We start from the raw sequence: 20,220 nt of genomic DNA, 5'->3' as shown, positions 1-20,220 counted from the left end.
AACTGAATACGAGAGAGAACATCTATATAACTCGATTGTCAAAAGACAAATTATGGTCGAAGTTGAGCGGTGGCAATACCCGTGGATTATTTTGGGGATTGTCCTTTTGGGACTGTCTAGTATCGGAGGGTACCTTGGTTCCCCTATAGCGACCATCTACCCTTTTATCGGTAGTGTTGGCCTCCTCAGTATTGTTATCAAGCCAAAAGCATACCCAATAGTAATCACAGGGATTGGTATCCTTTCAGTGGCTCTTTCCGGGTTGCTACTTGTACGGGATTGGAGCCTCCTCGCCGTAGTGATTCTTGCTCTTGTCGGAATTTGGGGGGTTATTTTGGGAGTACATACCTATCTGAATAGGGGATTCGAGCAATAGTTTCCCTGTACTTACCACAGCGGTCCCAGAGCAATCATCTTCTACCGGGTTTCAATACTACTCCTGTTTCCTCGTCCCCGATTCGAACCCGAGCGAACGCCCTTCACTCCTCCCGCGAGAACGACGGCGCGGGGACGTCGATCACGCGGGGGTCGTCTTCGACGCGCGCGATCGATTGCTCGAGAAAGGCGACCCGAAGGGCGTTCGTCGGCGCGGTCGCGGCGCGTCGGCGAGAGTGTTCGACGTCTCGACCGACGCCGCTCGGCGTGAGGTACTCGCCGTCGACGTCGATCCCCGCGTCTTCACACAGCCGTTTCAGGACGGAGCGAGCCCCCTCGGTCGTTATCGCGGGAGGTGTAAGCGCGTACTCCCGCAGAAGCGACTTCGCCGTCGACTCCTCGAGCAGTGATTCGATCTCAGTCTCGCCGTAGCCGCGGTCTTCGAGTTTCGAGCGGACGTGACGCGCGATCGAGGGCGCGTGTCGCGTCGGGAACAGCGGCCACTCGTTGGTCGGCGGGTCGAGGGCGATTCGGTACCGCCGAAGCGGTGTTCGCGCCGGCGCTGGCAGCGGGACGGTTTCCTCGCGCTGGGATTTTCCCAGGACACGAATCGTCCCGGTGTAGAAATCCACGTCTTCCCAGGTCGCGCCGGTCCGTCGCGCGTCGTCCGGAGCGCGAAACAGTTCCGAGCCGCGGATTTCCGTATGTGCCAGTAGCGAAACGATGGCGTACTCGCGGAGGCGACGACACCGGTCCTCGCTGGCGTCCTCGAGTGACGACAGGGCTCGTCGTCTGACGTGCTCCTCGAGGGCTTCCCGCTGGCGGTCAGTCCAGGTCCGTTGGCGATCGCTCTCTGCGGGAAGTCGAACTTGCGCCCGTCGAATCGCTGCGGGGTTCGCCTCGAGGAGACCGCCGCTGACACACCACGAGAGGAACGCGCGGACCACCGCGTAATAGGTTCGTGCCGTTGACGAGACGTATGTCCCTCGTTCGACGCGGCCGGCGAGTTCTCGAGCGTACGCGACGAGGTCGTCGTCCGTGAGTTCGGCGAGGTTCGCCGTTTCACGGTCGGTCTCGAGCCAGCTTGTCCACCGGCGGAGGATCGACTCGGCGTTCGAGGCGTACGCTCCGGAACCGGCTCCGGTCGCGCCTCCGATCGATTTGCGTCGAAGGTACGCATCGACGGCGTCCGAAATTGCGACGGTCGTCATTGCGATGGATGGGATTTCCAGCGTGTAGTATTCGAACCGAGATGCGTTTCGTTAGTCTCGCTCCCGAAGACTCGATCCGAGATCGGTCGGTCCCGTCCAACTCGAGTCATACGTTCGTTTCCAGAACGGATGTGGTCAATACATTTGCGTTTCGGTGGCACCCTCTTTTGATCTGCTCGAATGGCGATCGACGTGGCTACACATCATCACCATACCTATCTATAGATAAAATTATTATGAATAACAAGGGAATAAGATTAATTTATAATAAAATAGTTTATGGTTGTACTCTATCATTTGCTATCTATGTCAGATTTTGGGCTTTGAAGTGTATTAGCATCTATTCAAAAATATATGGAACAAGATAGTAATTACTAAATTACTATTATGTATATATTTTACTATTGTTAATGGGATAAATCTCACAGATTACTCTACTTATTTCTCCAGTATTAGAATTGGAATATTTCCTCGCTCGAGAACAAGTAGCTATTTTCTGCTGACACTCGGAGCGATATGGATATCTATTACAACCATATATGTGTAACGATAACTCCACACCCTCGTCTAACACGACCTCTCGCGTAGTTAAGCCAAGAACGTATACAACTATAATAGTTACTATTTCGAGCGTGGCGTTAGGATCGGTTTCGCAGGGCCGTCTCTATCGACGACTTGGCGCTCACGAGTAACCCGGCGAAGTCTTCTTTCAACCGCTTTCCGTGGACTCTGCGAGCCGGACCGGAGATCTCGAGGGCCCCGAGGGGTTGATCTGTCGGTCCGACTACCGAGATGGCGATCGAGTTCTGTCCCGACGTCTCGCCGTCGATCGAAAACGTGAGTCCCTGCTCGTGGGTGATTTGCGTTCGTGACGGAGCCTGCGTCTCGTAACGGTGGGACTCGTCCGCATCGTCGCTCATGATGGCGTGACCGGCAGCCGATCTGGATGGATCGAACGCGGTTCCGTCGCGTTCCGTTCTGCTCGGCTGGTTTTCACCGGTCCGCGAGTAGATGTGATAGCCCGTTTCCCCGTCGACGACGACGGCGCTTACGTGTTCGCCGGTCACCTTTGCGAGGTTGTCGACTTCGCTCGTCACCGGTTCGAACAACCGATGCGCGTCACGGGCGGCGGTTCCGAGCGTGAAACACTGCATTCCCAGCGAGTACTGGTATCCCGTTCTGGTTACGTACTGCAACTCGAGTAGCGTCTGGAGGTGTTTGTGGACGGCGCTTTTGGCGAACCCGATCTCGTCGGCGATCTCGGTCGTCGTGAGCGGTCCGTCCTCGCGGAGGAGCTCGAGAATCTCGAAACTCGTCTGCGTTGCGTTGATCGTGTTCGTCTCGTCTCCCATTGGACAGTGCTTCGGTTACGAGCGTGATAAGCCTGTTCTCGTCTCGAGAACGGCCCGACGGACCGGAGATCGTTCACCGCTCGAGATTTCTGTGCGTCCTTCGACGGCGCAGCCGAGTGGTTTCTCGAATGACCGACAGCTACATGTAACGCGCCTCGTACCATCAGAACGACGCTGCTACACATGACCGAAATCGTCGATTACGAACTGTTCGAAGTGCCGCCGCGGTGGTTGTTCCTGCGCGTCGAAACCGACACGGGTCTGGTCGGCTGGGGCGAACCGGTCGTCGAGGGTCGCGCCAAGACCGTCCGGACGGCGGTCGAGGAGTTGATGGACACGTACCTTCTGAACGAGGGTCCGTTCGACATCGAAAACCACTGGCAAACGATGTACCGCGGTGGATTCTACCGAGGCGGGCCGATCCTGATGAGCGCGATCGCCGGGATCGATCAGGCGCTGTGGGACATCAAGGGCAAACACTACGACGCTCCGGTCTACGAACTGCTTGGCGGCGCCGCTCGAGACCGCATTCGGGTCTACCAGTGGATCGGCGGCGATCGCCCGTCGGACGTGGGTCAGTCCGCGGCCGAAAAAGTCGACGAAGGCTTCACTGCCCTGAAGATGAACGCAACCTCCGAGATCGAACACCTCGACGATCCGGCGTCCGTACAGTCGGCCGTCGATCGACTCCGCGAGGTTCGCGAACGCGTCGGTCCCGAGATCGATATCGGGGTGGATTTCCACGGGCGAGTAGCCAAACCGATGGCCAAACGACTGGTCAAAGCGCTCGAGCCCCACGAACCAATGTTCGTCGAGGAACCGGTCCTCCCAGAGCACAACGACGCGCTGCCGGAGATCGCCGCCCATACCACCGTTCCGATCGCGACCGGCGAGCGAATGTTCTCCAGGTGGGATTTCAAGCCGATCTTCGAGGACGGAGCCGTCGACGTTATCCAGCCAGACCTATCGCATGCAGGGGGCATCACCGAGGTCAAAAAGATCGCGTCGATGGCGGAAGCCTACGACGTCGCGCTTGCACCCCATTGCCCGCTCGGTCCGATCGCGCTCGCCTCGTGTATGCAGGTGGATATGTGTACCCCCAACGCCCTGATTCAGGAGCAAAGTCTGGACATCCACTACAATCAGACCAACGACGTACTCGACTACCTCGAGGATACCGATGTCTTCGAGTACGAGGGGGGATACGTGACGGTCCCCGATAAGCCGGGCCTCGGGATCGAACTCGACGAATCCTACATTCGTAAGCAATCGGAGACCGATGTCGACTGGCACAATCCAGTCTGGCGACACGACGATGGCAGCGTCGCCGAGTGGTGAGGTCCTGACCGTTCGTTTTCTGAATCGAAATAAACGCCTTTGGGTACTGTATCCCGTTTGTATGTACGATTTCGATCACAGTCATCGTTCATCATCATAAAAGTTAAGTGAGATTGATCCCTCGCTCTATATGTGCGAACTATGTCCAACAATGACACACATTCGCGACGCCGCGTACTGAAGGGTGCAGGTGCAGCAGGGGCCGCAGGAATGCTCGGACTCGCCGGCTGTCTCACGGGGGAAGATGGCGGCACCACGGTGGAAGTGCTTCACGCGTGGACGGGGGGCGACGGAAAACGAGCCCAGCAAGCGCTGTTCGACGCGTTCGACGAGGAGTACCCGGACATGGACTTCGAAGACGAAGCCATCGGCGGGGGTGGCAACCAAAGCCTCGACCAGACCATCGCTACCAGACTGCGAAACAGCAACCCGCCGAGTTCGTTCGCCGGCTGGCCAGGAGCGAACCTCGAGCGTTACGGTGATGCGCTCGGAAATATCGAATCCGAGGTGTGGGAGGAAGCCGGATTCGAGGATTCCCACATACAGGAGGCGGTCGAGGCCTGCCAGCACAACGACGGTTACTCGGCGGTGCCGCTTGGCTCTCACCGGATGAACGACATCTTCTACAACGTGAGCGTCCTCGAGGAGGCCGGTGTCGATCCCGAATCGATCGACGACGCCGACGCGCTGATCGAGGCGTTCGATACGATCCAGTCCGAGACGGATGCGACGCCGCTTGGGATGTCCCTCAAGCCGTGGGCTATTCTCCAGACCTGGGCCGTCGTGATGCTCGGTACGCAGGGATACCAAGCCTACATGGACTTCATCAATGGCGAGGGTGACGAGGAAGCCGTCCGCGAGACCTTCGAAACGCTCGAGGAGATGCTGTCGGACTACATCAACAGCGACGCAGCATCTGTTGGTTTCACCTCAGTCAACGAGGAGATAATGAACGGCGAGGCGGCGTTCATCCACGGCGGCAACTGGCTCGCGGGCGCGTACATCAGCGAGGAACTCACGTACGGCGAAGAATGGGACGCGATTCGATTCCCGGGGACGGAAGACATGTACGGGTTGCACATCGACTCGTTCATCTACCCCGGAGAGAACCCGACTCCGGAGGACACCGCGACCTTCCTGCAATTCATCGGCGGCGAAACGGCGCAGGTCGCGTTCAACCAGTACAAGGGTTCGATCCCGACTCGAACGGACGTCCCGACGGACGAGTTCAACCCCTACCTCACGGAGACGATCGAGGACTTCAACGAGGTCTCTGACAAACCACCGACGCTCGCCCACGGTCTCGCCGTCGATCAGCAAACGCAGTCGGATCTCGAGGGCGTTCTCAACGACAACTTCGCAGATCCGTACGACGTCGACGGTGCAACCGAAGGCTTCATGAATAACGTCTAACTGATAACTCAAATGAAACGTCTTGTAGCGTTTTTGCGTTCCATACGGGACAAGCGCCGGGTCCAGACGGACGGTGGAACGGTCACCGAACGGTCTTCGACGAGGAGCTGGCTGGATAGCGATTTCGTTCAGTCCATGCCCTTCTGGGGCCCCCCGCTCGTGCTCATGGGCTTTTTCGTCTACGCAGCGATCGGATGGAACTTCCTCCTCTCGCTGACTAACTACTCCGGATTCGGCGAGCCGGATTACTCCAATCTGACCCTGTCCAACTATCTCCGGATGCTCGAGGATCCGGCGATCTGGGACGCGACCCGGAACACGCTCGTGTTACTCGTCGCGTTTACCGTCGCCTGTCTGGCGATAGGCCTCGTGCTTGCGATCCTGCTCGACCGGGAGATCCGGTTCGGACGGTCGTTCCGAACGATCTATCTCCTCCCGTTCAGCCTCTCGTTCATCGTCACCGCCAAGTTCTGGCAGTGGATGTACAACAGTCAGGACGGAATTATCAACCAGTTTTTCGGTCTGTTCGGATTCACGCCGGACTGGCTGGCGGACCCGCGACTCGTCCTCGGGTCGGTCATCATCGCGTTGATCTGGCAGTTCAGCGGCTATGCCATGGTGATATATCTCGCGGCGCTTCGTTCGATCCCGTCCGAGCAGTACGAAGCGGCGCGAGTCGACGGGGCGGGGACGCTTCGCATGTACTGGCGCGTAATCGTTCCGCAACTGAAACCTGCGATGGTCAGCGCGACGGTGACGCTCGTGTTGTTCGCACTGAAGGCCTTCGACTTCCTGTACGCGATTTTCGGTGGCTACCGCCCGCGACAGGGTGCGGACATTCTCGCGACGAAAATGATGCGGGAGGGATTCAACAGCAGCGAGTGGGCCTACAGTTCGGCGATCGGTCTCACGCTGTTCGTCCTCTCGCTGGCCGTGATCGCGCCGTATCTGTACACGGAGTACAAACGAGGTAACCTATGAGTGAAGAAACACTGTCAGCGGGGAGCCGTACCGACGACGAAGGTCTTCTCGAGGGGGTCGGATTCGATCGGATCCTCCTCTACGTGACGATCGTCGGGTTGGCGATCGTCTACCTGATTCCGATCGAGTCCGGATTGGTCACGTCGATCAAGACCTCCGACGCGGTGGGTAACACCCAGCCGTTCGCTCCACCGGGGCCGACCGGTGCGACGGTCGAGAGCTGGACGTTCGCGTTCGACGCCCTCGCACAGGGGATGGTAAACAGCCTGATATTCACCGTTCCGGCGACGATCCTCTGTGCCGTCTTCGGAAGCATGGCGGCGTACGGACTGACGCTCGTCGATTGGCGGGGACAGGTCGCGGTGTTCGTCCTGTTCATCGCGGGGATCTTCATCCCCTACCAGGCCGTCATTATTCCGCTGACGCAGTTCTGGTCGAACATCGCAATGCTCGATCACCGCCTCGGGCTGTTGTTGACACCGCGGTTCGCGACGATCCTGGAACTCATCATCACCCACACCGCGTACGGGATCCCGATCTGTACGCTGTTGTTCCGCTCGCAGTACAAGACGATGTCCTGGGAGATGATCGAGGCCGCGAAACTCGACGGGGCGTCGGTCTGGCGGATCTACAAGCGTATCGTCCTGCCGTTGTCGCTCCCGATGTTCGCGGTCGTCTTTATCTTCCAGTTCACACAGATCTGGAACGAGTTCCTGTTCTCGTTGACGCTCATCGGCAGCGTCAACGATCCGGCGGCCTCCGCGACGCTGATCCTCTCGGGTCTCGGTACCTCCCTCGAGGGAATCGATTATCCGCTCCGAATGGCGGGTGCGTTGCTCACGGCGCTGCCGACGCTTGCGGTCTATCTCCTGTTCGCCGACGAGTTCGCGGAGGGAGTTCGCGTATGATCACTCGACAATTAACTATCTCTACCACGAGGTACTAATCATGGCTCAAACGAAACTCAACGAGGTCACGAAAGTATTCACGGAAGACGACGGGAACGAGATCGTTGCCGTCGACGACGTATCGATCGATATCGACGACGGCGAGTTCCTCGTCCTCGTCGGCCCCTCCGGCTGTGGCAAGTCGACGACGCTTCGAATGGTCGCTGGACTCGAGACGGTAAGTTCCGGCACGATCAACCTCGACGACCGCGTCATAAATGAGACGCCCGCGAAGGACAGAGACATCGCGATGGTGTTCCAGTCCTACGCGTTGTACCCGCACATGACCGTGCGAGAGAACATGTCCTTCGGACTCGAGGAGTCGACGGAGATGGGCGACGACGAGATCGCTGCACGGGTCGAAGACACCGCGGCGATGATGGGAATCGAAGACCTGCTGGATCGAAAACCCGGCGAACTCTCGGGCGGCCAACAACAGCGCGTCGCGCTGGGTCGTGCGATCGTCCGCGATCCCGCGGTCTTTCTCATGGACGAACCGCTGTCGAACCTCGACGCCAAACTTCGCGCGGAGATGCGAACTGAACTGCAGCGTCTTCAGGAGGAACTCGACACGACGACGGTCTACGTCACCCACGACCAGACCGAGGCGATGACGATGGGCGACCGAGTCGCGATCCTCAACGACGGGACGCTCCAGCAGGTCGGCACGCCGCTTGATTGCTATCACCGGCCGTCGAATCTGTTCGTCGCCGGATTCGTCGGCGAACCGTCGATGAACTTCGTCGACATGAACCGCCGAACGGAGGCGGGCGAAACCGTCTTGCAGTCCGATCGCTTCGAGTACCCGATCTCGGACGAACTCGCGGCGGACGTCGACGGATCGTCGGATCTCGTCCTTGGCATTCGGCCGGAAGATATCGCGATTAGCGACGGGGCCCCGACGGACGCACACGATATCGAGGCAACGATCGACGTAATCGAGCCGATGGGGGACGAAAACATCGTCTACCTCAGGTTCGAGAACGATGATGCGTCCCTCGAGACGGAGTCGATGATCGCGACGGTCGGAGGTATGCGCCAGTTCGAAAGCGGCCAGCGGGTGACAGCACACATCCCCGAAGACGCGATTCACATTTTCGACGCGTCGACGGGCGAGGCGCTGCACAACCGACGACTCGAACCGGTCGAGTCGGAGCCGCCACAGCTCTAACTCGCGAGATCGATTTTCCGTCGCGCTCGGAATGTGCCCGATTTTCTGACGAACTATCGTCCCATCGCCCGCCGGTAGCCGGTGTGGATAACTCGGCTTCCGACCAGTAGTAGATACCCGCCGAACAGCGCTGCGAGCAATCCGGCGACGGTCCCGGAGTCGATCGTGACCGACACGGGAACGAAGCCGATCCCGAACAGGGTGAAGCCGGTTATCCATCCGGTGACGTAGGACAGATCGGTGAGCGGCGGCCCCACTCGTTCCCGATCGAACGCAGCCCGAACGCTCTCCGTTTGCGTCGCCGCCGCCAGCGCCGCTGGCAGCGCGTACGCACTCGAGAGGAAGAAAAACAGCGCCGCGGTGGAACTAATCAGGAAAAACGCCGGGACGCCGGCGTCTCCGCCCGTCTGGGCGAACGAACCGATCGTCGTCACCAGCACCGCGACGGGGACGACCAGATACGCCGCGGTGATCGCGATCGATTTGCAACCGATCCGAAACGACCTGCTCACGTCGATGTGCGGCGGCGAGTCGCTCTCGTCGACGAGCACCTGCGACAGGTAGCCGACCAGCGCGATAGCCGCTATCGCCGTTACCGTTCCGGGAAGCAGGGCGGCTATCGAGGGAACGAACGCCGCGGTGTACCGATAGCCGATCGCGATCGCGACGACCAGCCCCGCGACGGCGACCGTGGAGGTTCCACTCGTCGGATATCGAAGTGCATCTATGAGCATGTCTCTCTCCTCACACCGCGAAATCGGCCGCCTCGAGTACGCTCGAGCGTCCTCGATCCACTCCAACGGGCCCGCCCCGATGTGTTCATATCGCGTGGTAGATTCTATCGGTGTAAGTGTGCTGTGATTGTCGTCGCCCTCATCCACCCGTGGAGGCGTGGGATTCTTGCTCGGAGTCGTCCGCGTGGTTCGGGACGAACGGCGGTTCCGAGAGTTCCCCGCGGTAGATGGCGTGGCGGAGCCCGTACTCCGCGACATTGGCGCCGTGTTCGGCCGTCCGTCCCAGTCGCTCGAGGACGCGTTCGAGTTGCGATTCGTCGGCCGACGAGGCGTCCAACCGGCGCTCGAACGAGGCGATGTCTTCGCGGAGCCGATCGCGAGCATCCAACGCCTGCCGCGCAGTCTCGGCGTCCGAATCACCGAGAACGACGTCCACCGCGTCCGCGACGATATCGCGTGCGCGCTGTGCGATTTCGCGAACCTCCTCCGTGACCGATGCGTCGATCGAGTCGGCGATGCGTCCGGCGGCCGTTTCGATCCCTCCGGCGTGGTCGGCGACGCGCTCGAGTTCGCGGGTCGTCGCCCAGAGTTCGAACAGTTCCGGACGGGTCAGTCCGAGCGAATCGACTTCGTCGAGACGGGCGAGCCCGCGGGCGAACGAGCGGTCGATCATCGCGTAGAGCCGGTCGACTTGCTCGTCTCGGTCAGCTACGTTGCCGGAACTTGTCCCCGCTGTCAGCACGGCTGTCGCATCGCGGTGCATCGACAGCGCCACGAACGCGAGCTGGCGCACCGACTGTCGAACCGACACCTCCTCCGTATCGAGGAGCGTTCGAACCGTCAGTTTCGACTCGGATTCTTCGGTGACGGAGACGCCTGTTAGCGTCCGTGCGACTCGATCGACGACGCGTCGCTGTTCGGCTGTGAATCCGTCCGTCGTCTCGAGTTGTATCTCCTTCGTCCCGGCTGCGTAGGCCGCTCGTATCGTTCGTTCGAGACTGGTCACATCGTCGGGGCCAACTCGCATCGTGGCCCGGCCTGGCGTCTCGTCCTCGCGCTCCTCAGCTTGCAGCGCGAGTACTCCGTCGATATGCGCGTGGAGATTGACGGTGTCGCCTCCGTCGATGTCCGCTGATCGGGCCCAGTCTTTCGGGATCGACACGGTGTAGGTCCCGCTGCCGACGGTCTGCACTTTGCGCGTATACATGTTAGTAGATCAGACTGGGGTCGTTCTCTGCCATATACAGGATCCGAGCCGCGATGTTCACGGCGTGATCTGCGATCCGTTCGATGTCACGGATCGTCAACAGTACGCGCGAGACGTCGTCTAACAACTGCTCGAGCGCCCACGGCGTGTCGCCGTCGGCTTCCCGCTCGATCAGGTCTCGAGTGACCCTTTCGCTCGCGCGCTGGCAGAGCGCGTCGATGTCGTCGTCACTCCGTGCGATGTCGTGGCAGGCGTCGGCGTTCTCCGTTTCGTATGCCTCGAGACTCCGATCGAGGAGGTCCGTCGCGTTGTGTCCGATCTCGTCGATTTCGACGTCGGGGGCGAGTTCGCGCGTCGCTGCCAGCGCGTACTCCGCCAGATTGACCGCCAGATCCCCGATGCGCTCGAGGTCGGTGATGATCTTGAACGAGGCCGTGATGAAGCGCAGATCGCTCGCGACGGGCTGTTGGAGCGCAACGAGGTCGACACACTGCTGTTCTATGGCGAGATACGTCTCGTTTATTTCGCTATCTCCACCGATAACGTCGCGAGCCAGCGTTTCGTCTCGCGTACTCAGACTCTCGAGGGCCATCTCGAGGCGTTCGGCGACGAGGTCGCCCATCGCGAGGACGTCGTCCCGGAGGTCGTCCAGGGACTGTTGGTACGTTTCTCGAGTCACATCGATCACCCGAACTTACCGGAGATGTAGTCCTCGACGCGTTGGCTCTCCGGATCTTCGAAGACCTGATCGGTGTCGCCGTACTCGACGAGTTCGCCGCCGGTGAGGAAGACGGCCGTCTGGTCGGAGATCCTCGCGGCCTGTTGCATGTTGTGCGTGACGATAACGACCGTGTAGTCTTCGGCGAGGTCGTCGATGAGATCCTCGATTTTAGCGGTCGCGATCGGATCGAGCGCCGAGGCCGGTTCGTCCATCAGGATGACTTCCGGGTCGACGGCGAGACAACGAGCTATACAGAGCCGCTGTTGCTGGCCGCCAGAAAGCCCGAGCGCGTTGTCCTCGAGGCGTCCGTCGACCTCGTCCCAGAGGGCGGCGTCGCGAAGACACCGCTCTACCAGTTCGTCTTCCTTCTGGACGTCCTCGCGGCCGAGTAACTTCGGCACGAGCCCCCGCTCGATATCGCCGTGTTTTCTCGGAGCATACGCGACGTTTTCGCGTATGGATTTCGGGAACGGGTTGGGCTGCTGGAAGACCATGCCGATCCGTTTTCGGAGTTCGACGAGGTTCGCTCCGTCGGCGTAGATATTCTGCCCGTTGAACGACACGGTCCCCTCGATACGCGCGCTCTTGATCCGGTCGTTCATCCGGTTGAGACAGCGAAGGAACGTGGACTTCCCACAGCCCGACGGCCCGATCAGCGCCGTTACGCTCTGCTCGGGGATGTCGATCGAAATGTCCGTCAGCGCGTGATCGTCGTCGTACCAGACGTTCAGGTCCTCGATTGAGAGGACCGGATCGCCGGGGAACGAGTACTCTCGCCACGCCGGGTTCGTCCGTTCGTCGCTTTCGCCCGTCGTCGTTTCGGTAGCGGTGGTCGTTGTTTCCGCGTCGGTTCGTTCCGTCGTCGTAGTGTCCATACTGGATTCTGTCATTGGTGAAGTTTCTTCCTGAAGTATCGTCGAGTCGCGATTCCCATTCCGAAGAACGACAGGACGACGCCCAACAGGACGAGCGTCGTCCCCCAGCCGAAGGCTTCCGATCCGCCGACACCAGCCTTAATAACTGCGTACAGTTGGTAGGGGAGCGCGCTGGCTCGCTCGAGCAGTGCCGGATTGGAGACGTGGACGAACGGCGGTTCGAGCCCGACCGTGAACGTGAAACTCGAGAAGATTCCGGGTGACGAAGTCGGGAAGTTCGGCCCCTTGAGCACGAGCAAGAGCGGTGCAGTTTCTCCCGCGATCCGACCGACGCCGAGGATCGCGCCGGTGACGACGCCCGGCATGGCCGCGGGGATGACGACGCTTTTGATCGTCTCCCACTTCGAGACGCCGAGGGCCGCACTTGCGTCTCGATACTCGTCGGGGACGCTTTTCATCGCCTCGCGGCTCGTGATGAGCACGAGCGGCAGTAACATGAATCCCAGCACGAGTTGGGCCGCGAATATCGAGGTGTTTCCGCCGAATCGTGGGACCAAGAATGCGAGTCCAAAGAGGCCGAACACGATGCTCGGCGTACTCCAGAGCCCGTTCGTGGCGACGTCGACGGCACTCGTGAACAGGCTATCCGTGGCGTACTCCGTCAGGAATACGGCGGCGCCAACGGCCAGCGGGACCGCGAACGTAACGGCCCCGAGAACGATCCATACTGTTCCCAACATCGCCGGCATCACACCCTTCTGGATGCCGAGGCCCTGTGAGGGATTCATCACGAACGGCCAGTCGATCGTCCCGCTCGTGATGACGTCGATCGGGCCGACGCCGAGGGGGTAGCCGGTTACGGCGACGTGCAGACAACCGATGACGAACGCCCACAGGAGAACGTCTCCGAGACGGAACAGGGGCGGAATCCCCGCCGGAACGATGTTCGATTCGGTTTGGTCGGCTAGTCCCCGCAGGACGAAAAGCCCGAGTCCGACACCGCCGACGAGGATCACCAGAGTCGGCACGACGGCTATCCCCGCGAACGCGAGTTCGGACTGCGTGATGACCTCGACGAGCGCCGTTCCGATCAGCGCACCGATGGCGAGGCGGACGCTCGCATCGAATCGCCGTTCTAGATCGGTCTCGGGTTGCCAGTCAGCATACGCCCGGCGGTGAATGGTAAGGAAGATTGTACCGACGATGAGACCCGGGACCCCACCGACGACCGCTGTCGGTTCGATCGTCACCGAATACCCGGATATCGGTTCTCCCACACCGATCGTGTAGATCAGGCCAGCACAGATTAACCCAAGCAGGATCATCACTGCCAAGTTGACGAACGCGACGATTTTGTCGGTTCCATCTGCCAGCGTCGGTCTGATATTCGCGGATTTGACTCCCAGAACCAGGGCCGTTCCAGTCAGCAAGAGTATGCTTCCGCCACCGATTGCGAGATTCTCGAGAACGACCATTATTCCCCGTTCGAATACGAACACGAAGAGGTAGACGAGCACCGAGAGAACGAGCAACACGAAAAGCGAAATCAGCAGGAACGCACCGTTCTGTCTCCCTCGCGTTCCGAACCTGTTGCTGGCCGATGCACCGGCCCAGCCGGCAAGTAGACTGGCGAACATCGTTAGCAGCGGGATCACGACCGTTCCGGGAACGATCGCATCGAAGGCATCGGGTTCCCAGGTCCATGTCGGAGTGATCATTCCCGATAGAACGACGATGCCGACGAGACAGAGAAACGCAGCGGCAGGGAACGTCGCGCCGATGTCTTCTCGCGTCCCGATCGTGAGATAGCCGACGAACAGCCCGATGGGAACGGCGACGAGCCAACCGATCCGACCCAGACCGATGGTCTTGCTGGCGAATAAGCCGGCGGTAGTCATCCAGAGACCTGTCTGGATGAGTCCAACGCCGAGCCCCGGTGAACGGTCGGGGGTCGTTCGTATGCCACCCCACCGGGAGAGCGCACCGATCGCTCCGGTTGCGATGCCGAGCGCGAAAACCACTCCGCCAACGTAGCTTGCGACTGAGAAGCCGCCGACGGATCCGTCGATCGATACCCATCCGAACAGGGCTCCCGCCGCGAGCACGAACGCAGCGAGCGCTCCGGCGACGATACTCTGTGCGAACTGTTCGTAGGTCGTGCTTCTGTCGTTGACTAGGCGAAACTCGTGAGCACCGCTCATTGTCCTTCACCCAGTTTGCGATGCATCCGTTGTTCGATGAGTTGTGAGACGATCCCCAGCCCCGTGACGATCACCAGCAACAGGACTCCAGCGGCGAACAGTGCGCTCATGAACTTACTTCCCGGGGTTGCGTTCCCGTAACTGGAGGCGATCAAGGTGGTGAGCGTTTCTGTGCTGTCGAAAACGTTGTACAGTTCGGGACCGGGCAGTCGCCGACTGTGCGCGATTATGACGGTCGCGGCCATCGTTTCTCCGATAGCACGTCCGACTCCGAGCAGGACGGCCGCCGATATTCCGGAGAAGGCCGTCGGGATGGAGACGCTCTTCATTGTCTGCCAATCCGTTACCCCCATCGCCAGTGATCCGTCTTTCATCGACTCCGGTACGGCCGAGAGCGCGTCTTCAGCCACGGATATGACCGTGGGAAGTGCCATGAACCCGATGATTAGTCCGATTACGAACAACGCGCCCGGACTGATCGAGAGCAAGTTGGCAACGTACGGATCGATAATCGTAACGCCGATGAACCCGTATACGATCGAGGGAATTCCAGCGAGGAGTTCGACCGCCGGCTTGACGATTTCCCGTAGCCAATCCGGTGCGATGTCGCTGATGAACAGCGCGCCTGCGACCCCGAACGGCGCAGCGACCAGTATCGCGACACCGGTCGTCAGCGCGGTTCCCCAGATCATCGGGACGAGCGTGAACTGCTGTTGTGACGCGGCCCACTCGTTCGATCCGAACGGCGAGATGAGGCCGAGACCGCTGTGACGAACCACCGGGATCGACTCGCGAACTAGAAACGCGGCGATAAGCCCGAGCGTCACGAGGGTCGTCGCCGTCATCAAGAATGTCACGATCTTCGCTGTCAGTGCCTGCCGAACGATCCAGCCGACCCCCGCCGCCAGCAGGAAGCCGTACAGGAGCACCATCGTCCAGTTCGATTGGGCTAGAAGGCTACCAAACGCGCCAGTTATCAGTAGTATCTGTGCCGCCGCGAGAAACAGACTTAGTCTGTCTAAGTCCGCCACCGTCCGGACCAACGCGGCCGTTCGGTCTCGCATCCACGGTATCGTTTGCAAAATTTTTGCGTGTGTTCCTAACATGATGAGTCTGTCATATTCTCGAGTCACCACCCAGCCGGTAGCCGACAGTTGGGTGAAGAATCAAAATATTTTACAGATCAGGATTGATCCGCGAGCTTCGATCGCTCTTCCTCTCGGCGCGCCTCGGGAAGCTTGAAGTAATTATTCGGCTCGACGAAGTTCTGCTGGCCGAACTCCGAGAGGATCATGTTGATGAATGCGCTCTCCCGGTCGTCGGTTCCGTCGTACGTATAACAGTGGAGATCGCGGCTCAGCGGGTACTCCTTCGCACCGAGGTTTTCGCCGTATTCGTAAAGTGTTCCGTCGAGCTCGAGTCCGATCGGGGGCGTTGCACCATCGGGCTCGACGAACGCGAGTGCGATGTAGGCGATTGCGTTGTCGGTCTGCTCGACCTGATTTACCACCTGCTGATTCTGTCCCCGACGGGTGTCCGGTTCGATCGGTGCTTCCGGATCACCGTAGAGGTTGGATCGGAACGCGGTATCGGTCCCGGAATCTTCTGCGCGTCCGATCGCGTAGATCTCTTGATCCGGTCCGCCGACTTCGCTCCAGTTCGTAATCTCCTGTTTGTAGATCGCCCGAAGTTCATCACCCGTGATCTGGCTCACGCCAGCGTCGCGGATCTCTCGGCTAACGACGATGGGCTGGCCGTCGACGCCGACGACGTGGTCGACGATGTTTTCTAACTCCTCGTGGTCCGAACCCAGAATGGATTCCGCTGTCGAACTTGCGTCCCCGATGTCGACCCGTCCGCTGGTAACTGCCTCGACACCTGTTCCCGAGTGACTTAGTGCTACCTGCGCATTGAACGGTGGAACACTGCGCTCTTCGGTTGGCTCGAAACCGTACATACCGGCCCAATAATCTGCGAGGTTCTGGTCCGTGTCGATGTCGTACTGCCCGGGCCCCCAGTATTCCTGATCGTCTGCCGGCGGATTCCCATTCCACAGCCGTGCGGCGCCGTTCGTGATTGGAAATACAGTCGAGGAGCCATCCGCTGTTAGCGGCGCGATATCGGAGTTACTCGAGGTGTTTCCGGTTTCCTCGTCGCTTTGACTCGAACATCCCGCGAGTGTGGCCACGCCAGCTGCACCAGAAGCAAGCACGAAGTTTCGCCGCGATACCACCTTGGACAGACGATCTGAGTCGTGTGCCATCGACTGAAGACGGACAGTGAGTAATTAAAGCGGTTTATAATAGAGGTACGGACGGTTCTGAGCGGTCCGGTCCGATCTGATCCGTTCAAAGCCGTACATGGACATTATGTCGGCTATATAGAGATACGTTTCTACTTTTCCCCCTTATCTCGACCGAACGGGCGAGCGATCTCGTCACGAACTGCAGTGGCAAACAATATAACTTGTATTATAATAATATAATCATATATGAATGATTAACACTATACCAAAATCCGTTCGTCTGCATGATGTCCGCTATAATTCGCTGGTCGTACGTGCCGTACCTCCGTCCGATCCGCCCTACTTGAGCAAGAACAGCTCGTCGGATCGTTCGAATTACGCGCCCAAATAAATTGCACCTATTAATAATAGTCTAACTGAGCTACCTATTACTATAGTAAGGGTCCGTATGGGATGGATTTCGATCTGCCCAAAACGGGGGATCGTGGAGTTAATACGCACCCGTTTTTCTGATCCGTTACTGACGAATGACGCCGACTAGTTCAAAATCGGATCAGTGGTGGGCCGTTCACTGGAGAGAGGTGGCATCGTGCCTTGATCTCATTCGCCTACCTATCTATATCTAGTTCATTATTTGTTCTCGATAGGTTTGCTCGAGCGGCCACTTCTGTCCCAGAAACATATTTACCGTTTCGTTTTCTATGGGAGGTCACAATGATGGCGACGACGCACGCGTTCATGGGGATGGCGCTCGCGCTGCCGGTGCTGGCGACTGCCCCCGAGCTCGCCCCGCCCGCGTTCGTTGCGGGGCTCGTCGGCGGCGTCGCTCCGGATCTCGATCTCTACGCCGGACACCGGAAGACGCTTCACTATCCTGTCTACGCGCCGATCGCGGCAGTCCTCGCGCTTGTGCTCGCGGTCTTGGTGCCCTCGGCGTCGACCATCGTTCTCGCCGTCGCGCTCGCGGCCGCGGCGCTCCACGCGGCGACTGACGCCGTCGGTGGCGGCCTCGAGTTGCGGCCGTGGCGTGCAGGCTCCGAGCGGGCAGTCTACAGTCACTACCACGGCCGGTGGATCCGGCCCCGCCGCTGGATTCGCTACGACGGTGCTCCCGAGGATCTCGCCCTCGCCGGGTTCGCGGCGGTCCCCGTCATCATCGCGGGAGACGGACCGCTCACCGTTCTCACGGCCGCGCTCCTGGCAGTGTCGGTCGTCTACGTTCTGTTTCGAAAGCACCTCGCGACCGCCGCAGAGCGCCTCGCGGCGTTCGCCCCCGCTCCGCTCCACCCGTACCTTCCAGAGCGGTATCGCGGGGCCTGACCGTTTCGACGCTCGCACGGTGCTTTCTCGGCCGCCACTGGCGAACTCTCGACCGATACTCCGGTTCGAACGTCAGCGTCTCCGAAGCGACGTCCGTGTTAGCTTCGGTTCTGGCCTATCGGTCGTTCGTTCGTGACCCGATACCGATATGTGCTCTCGACAGTCAGTATTGACTAGACCATGGGGAACGTTCTCGGGCGATCGATGGAACGCGGGATTCGGTATGCACTGGTATCGGTGCTCATCGCGGGCGTCCGCCGTCGAAACCCTGGCGCAGTCGTCAACGCCGCCGTCGCCGCGATCGGCACGTATCTCCCCGACGTCGTCGAGCGGGTGTTCGACGTCGAACTCCGTCCGTGGCAGCGGTTGTACGTCGACACTGCGATGATCACCCACGCCGTCGGCATGCTCGGTCCTTACGACGAGGTCTGGTGGTGGGATCACCTGACTCACACTCACTCGGCGACGATACTGGGCGGTGCTGTCTTCGCGATCAGCCGCCGACGGGGATCCGATCCGCGGCCGCGAGTCATCGCGGCCGTCGCCGCGCTCGGACTCCTCTGGGAACTCCTCGAGTACGCTATTCACGTCGTGGCTCGACGCGCCGGCGTCGAACCGATCCTCGTTACCTACGGAGCGAAAGACACCGCACTCGACCTCATCTTCGACCTGGTCGGGGCATTTCTCGTGCTCGCATTCGGCGACCGCATTCTCGGTGACCTTTCGGCGGAAACATAACGGGTCGACACCGGGATACGCTTCTGGATCAGTGGCTCGCTGGTGGGCGGATCCTCGAACGGAAGGCTAGACGGAACCGATGTCTCAGACACGACAACGACCGTTCGAGAGCCACAGATCTCCCGGACTACACTGTCTATGAAATGCGGTACCTCTGAGTAATCGGGTCCGATCAAAGTGCTCGGCTGTGTCGCGGTCTTCTTTGTTCCTGTCTTCTTACCGGTAACCGGTATCAGGCCAGATTCACTGTATAGCCCGTATAGATAAGAAAAACCTCAAATCCAAACTTATGAAATATGAATTAGGTGTATAGGAACGGAGGCGTTACTCGGCCCCGTTCGAATCCGAACTGGTCTTCTATACTGAACCGGACGAGTATAACCGTCTCAGTTAGAATTACTGACTATAGTATTACTGACTGTAGTATTTATATTCCGTTACCACCTCTGTGCCGGTGTATCGCCGTTATATCGTCTCTTTCCGATATACGACATTCTGTCTTTTCCCCACTCTCCTCACTCTCATTTATATCATTAGTTAAATTTTCAGCAACTTATCGGTGAGAGCTGAAACGAGTGTATACAGCTTTCGCTACTACACACTCAGAATCGTCTTTTACGACGGATCGATCGTCGGGTACACCGTCGGCAACGACGTGAGCAGTCGAGCGATCAAGGGCGACAACCTGCTCTACCTTCCGCAAGCGAAGACGTACGAGCGGTGCTGTTCGATCGGGCCCGTGGTCGCTTCCGTCGGCTCTATCGACGATCCCTACGAGCTAACGATCTCGATGGAGATCAGCCGTGACGGCGAGATACTCTACGAGGACGAGACCTCGACCGGTAATATGGCCCGCAGCTGCGACGAACTCGTTACATATTGGCGCGATCCCGATGTCGTTTCCGAGCTCGCCGTCTTGCTTACCGCCACCTCGTTGGTTCCGGATGATGGCTTCACCCTCGAGCCGAGCGACGAGGTACATATCGCGATCGACGAAATTGGCGAACTCACGAACCCGGTCGTCGAAGTCTAGACGGACTCAATGTCCCAACTCGTTCCGTTATCGCCGTGGAATGACCGAACGAAACTGCTCCCGAACCGCTATCCTGACCCGTTATTCGGCCACTTTCGGTCGCATCTCCAGGGAGTTGTGGACCTGTCTCGAACGCTCGTCTACGAGTAGCGGCCGCGGTGACGGGGCGCTGTAGATTCATTATTGTGAGACTATAGAAACAGTAAAGTGTGATAGTTATCTATGTCCGCATGATGTTTGGTAACACAGTACTACAATTGGGCGGACAGGCACCACTTGTCTCGCTCGTAGCGGGCATTGTGGTAATCGTACTCATGCTGGTCATCCTCGACCTCCCGGCGTTCGTTTCGCTCGTCGT

General features: G+C 59.3%; 17 protein-coding genes and 1 pseudogene. 9 read left to right on the top strand and 9 right to left on the bottom strand.

What is annotated here, in order from left to right; genetic code table 11:
- Window positions 1–52 precede the first annotated feature (52 nt).
- A complete protein-coding gene (locus BM348_RS16350) occupies window positions 53–376 on the top strand; it encodes a hypothetical protein (protein ID WP_092906494.1) in 324 nt (107 codons plus the stop codon).
- A 103-nt stretch (window positions 377–479) separates the two neighbouring features.
- Here the strand turns inward: BM348_RS16350 and BM348_RS16345 are convergent, their stop codons facing one another.
- Window positions 480–1,586: a tyrosine-type recombinase/integrase gene (locus tag BM348_RS16345; RefSeq protein ID WP_092906492.1), complete on the bottom strand. Its 1,107-nt coding sequence runs from the start codon at window positions 1,584–1,586 to the stop codon at window positions 480–482.
- Window positions 1,587–2,224: 638 nt separating this feature from the next.
- Window positions 2,225–2,938, bottom strand: a complete 714-nt coding sequence (locus BM348_RS16340; RefSeq protein ID WP_092906490.1) for an IclR family transcriptional regulator — start codon at window positions 2,936–2,938, stop codon at window positions 2,225–2,227.
- A 183-nt stretch (window positions 2,939–3,121) separates the two neighbouring features.
- On the opposite strand from BM348_RS16340, the gene dgoD reads away from it, so the two are divergent.
- The 5 genes from dgoD to BM348_RS16315 all read left to right on the top strand — a co-directional run bounded on the left by dgoD (window position 3,122) and on the right by BM348_RS16315 (window position 8,788).
- The gene (gene dgoD, locus BM348_RS16335; protein WP_092906488.1) at window positions 3,122–4,276 is read left to right on the top strand and encodes a galactonate dehydratase; all 1,155 of its coding nucleotides are present in this window, start codon (window positions 3,122–3,124) and stop codon (window positions 4,274–4,276) included.
- 141 nt (window positions 4,277–4,417) lie between these two features.
- A complete protein-coding gene (locus BM348_RS16330) occupies window positions 4,418–5,689 on the top strand; it encodes an ABC transporter substrate-binding protein (protein WP_139231217.1) in 1,272 nt (423 codons plus the stop codon).
- Between the two features lie 12 nt (window positions 5,690–5,701).
- Window positions 5,702–6,670, top strand: a complete 969-nt coding sequence (locus BM348_RS16325; RefSeq protein ID WP_092906485.1) for a carbohydrate ABC transporter permease — start codon at window positions 5,702–5,704, stop codon at window positions 6,668–6,670.
- Window positions 6,667–7,578 (top strand): carbohydrate ABC transporter permease, encoded by a 912-nt coding sequence (locus BM348_RS16320; RefSeq protein WP_092906484.1) that lies wholly within the window; start codon window positions 6,667–6,669, stop codon window positions 7,576–7,578. Before BM348_RS16325 ends, BM348_RS16320 begins: the two co-directional genes overlap by 4 nt.
- Before the next feature lie 40 nt (window positions 7,579–7,618).
- Window positions 7,619–8,788 (top strand): ABC transporter ATP-binding protein, encoded by a 1,170-nt coding sequence (locus BM348_RS16315; RefSeq protein ID WP_092906482.1) that lies wholly within the window; start codon window positions 7,619–7,621, stop codon window positions 8,786–8,788.
- Window positions 8,789–8,841: 53 nt separating this feature from the next.
- On the opposite strand, the gene BM348_RS21475 is transcribed toward BM348_RS16315, so the two are convergent.
- The 7 genes from BM348_RS21475 to BM348_RS16280 all read right to left on the bottom strand — a co-directional run bounded on the left by BM348_RS21475 (window position 8,842) and on the right by BM348_RS16280 (window position 16,789).
- Window positions 8,842–9,522 (bottom strand): DUF4013 domain-containing protein, encoded by a 681-nt coding sequence (locus BM348_RS21475; protein ID WP_175507227.1) that lies wholly within the window; start codon window positions 9,520–9,522, stop codon window positions 8,842–8,844.
- 139 nt (window positions 9,523–9,661) lie between these two features.
- A complete protein-coding gene (locus BM348_RS16305; RefSeq protein ID WP_092906478.1) occupies window positions 9,662–10,729 on the bottom strand; it encodes a phosphate signaling complex PhoU family protein in 1,068 nt (355 codons plus the stop codon).
- A 1-nt stretch (window position 10,730) separates the two neighbouring features.
- Window positions 10,731–11,408, bottom strand: coding sequence for a phosphate signaling complex protein PhoU (gene phoU, locus BM348_RS16300; protein ID WP_092907198.1), 678 nt, complete (start codon window positions 11,406–11,408; stop codon window positions 10,731–10,733).
- A gap of 5 nt (window positions 11,409–11,413) precedes the next feature.
- A complete protein-coding gene (gene pstB / locus BM348_RS16295; RefSeq protein ID WP_092907194.1) occupies window positions 11,414–12,325 on the bottom strand; it encodes a phosphate ABC transporter ATP-binding protein PstB in 912 nt (303 codons plus the stop codon).
- Between the two features lie 11 nt (window positions 12,326–12,336).
- Window positions 12,337–14,526, bottom strand: coding sequence for a phosphate ABC transporter permease PstA (pstA, locus tag BM348_RS22575; protein WP_175507226.1), 2,190 nt, complete (start codon window positions 14,524–14,526; stop codon window positions 12,337–12,339).
- A complete protein-coding gene (gene pstC, locus BM348_RS16285; RefSeq protein ID WP_245779507.1) occupies window positions 14,523–15,590 on the bottom strand; it encodes a phosphate ABC transporter permease subunit PstC in 1,068 nt (355 codons plus the stop codon). Before pstC ends, pstA begins: the two co-directional genes overlap by 4 nt.
- Before the next feature lie 119 nt (window positions 15,591–15,709).
- The gene (locus tag BM348_RS16280; RefSeq protein WP_092906473.1) at window positions 15,710–16,789 is read right to left on the bottom strand and encodes a PstS family phosphate ABC transporter substrate-binding protein; all 1,080 of its coding nucleotides are present in this window, start codon (window positions 16,787–16,789) and stop codon (window positions 15,710–15,712) included.
- Window positions 16,790–17,485: 696 nt separating this feature from the next.
- Here BM348_RS16280 and BM348_RS16275 point away from each other — a divergent pair.
- The 3 genes and pseudogenes from BM348_RS16275 to BM348_RS16265 form a co-directional block, all read left to right on the top strand.
- Complete coding sequence (locus tag BM348_RS16275) at window positions 17,486–18,091, top strand: hypothetical protein (RefSeq protein ID WP_092906471.1); 606 nt, start codon at window positions 17,486–17,488, stop codon at window positions 18,089–18,091.
- 180 nt (window positions 18,092–18,271) lie between these two features.
- Complete coding sequence (locus BM348_RS16270) at window positions 18,272–18,829, top strand: hypothetical protein (protein WP_092906469.1); 558 nt, start codon at window positions 18,272–18,274, stop codon at window positions 18,827–18,829.
- A 601-nt stretch (window positions 18,830–19,430) separates the two neighbouring features.
- Window positions 19,431–19,862, top strand: a pseudogene (locus tag BM348_RS16265) (fumarylacetoacetate hydrolase family protein); the annotation flags it as partial.
- Window positions 19,863–20,220 lie beyond the last annotated feature (358 nt).

It is taken from the genome of Halostagnicola kamekurae (assembly GCF_900116205.1).
In the GTDB taxonomy this organism is placed as follows: domain Archaea; phylum Halobacteriota; class Halobacteria; order Halobacteriales; family Natrialbaceae; genus Halostagnicola; species Halostagnicola kamekurae.
This window is presented reverse-complemented; position numbering and strand designations above follow the sequence as displayed.

Bases quoted from the DNA above. Each gene is read 5' to 3' on its own strand.
- BM348_RS16275 (WP_092906471.1), top strand. From the start codon at position 17,486: ATGATGGCGACGACGCACGCGTTCATGGGGATGGCGCTCGCGCTGCCG.
- pstA (WP_175507226.1), bottom strand. From the start codon at position 14,526: ATGAGCGGTGCTCACGAGTTTCGCCTAGTCAACGACAGAAGCACGACC.
- BM348_RS21475 (WP_175507227.1), bottom strand. From the start codon at position 9,522: ATGCTCATAGATGCACTTCGATATCCGACGAGTGGAACCTCCACGGTC.
- BM348_RS16325 (WP_092906485.1), top strand. From the start codon at position 5,702: ATGAAACGTCTTGTAGCGTTTTTGCGTTCCATACGGGACAAGCGCCGG.
- pstC (WP_245779507.1), bottom strand. From the start codon at position 15,590: ATGCGAGACCGAACGGCCGCGTTGGTCCGGACGGTGGCGGACTTAGAC.
- BM348_RS16305 (WP_092906478.1), bottom strand. From the start codon at position 10,729: ATGTATACGCGCAAAGTGCAGACCGTCGGCAGCGGGACCTACACCGTG.
- BM348_RS16320 (WP_092906484.1), top strand. From the start codon at position 6,667: ATGAGTGAAGAAACACTGTCAGCGGGGAGCCGTACCGACGACGAAGGT.
- BM348_RS16350 (WP_092906494.1), top strand. From the start codon at position 53: ATGGTCGAAGTTGAGCGGTGGCAATACCCGTGGATTATTTTGGGGATT.
- pstB (WP_092907194.1), bottom strand. From the start codon at position 12,325: ATGGACACTACGACGACGGAACGAACCGACGCGGAAACAACGACCACC.
- BM348_RS16340 (WP_092906490.1), bottom strand. From the start codon at position 2,938: ATGGGAGACGAGACGAACACGATCAACGCAACGCAGACGAGTTTCGAG.
- BM348_RS16280 (WP_092906473.1), bottom strand. From the start codon at position 16,789: ATGGCACACGACTCAGATCGTCTGTCCAAGGTGGTATCGCGGCGAAAC.
- BM348_RS16315 (WP_092906482.1), top strand. From the start codon at position 7,619: ATGGCTCAAACGAAACTCAACGAGGTCACGAAAGTATTCACGGAAGAC.
- BM348_RS16345 (WP_092906492.1), bottom strand. From the start codon at position 1,586: ATGACGACCGTCGCAATTTCGGACGCCGTCGATGCGTACCTTCGACGC.
- dgoD (WP_092906488.1), top strand. From the start codon at position 3,122: ATGACCGAAATCGTCGATTACGAACTGTTCGAAGTGCCGCCGCGGTGG.
- BM348_RS16270 (WP_092906469.1), top strand. From the start codon at position 18,272: ATGGGGAACGTTCTCGGGCGATCGATGGAACGCGGGATTCGGTATGCA.
- BM348_RS16330 (WP_139231217.1), top strand. From the start codon at position 4,418: ATGTCCAACAATGACACACATTCGCGACGCCGCGTACTGAAGGGTGCA.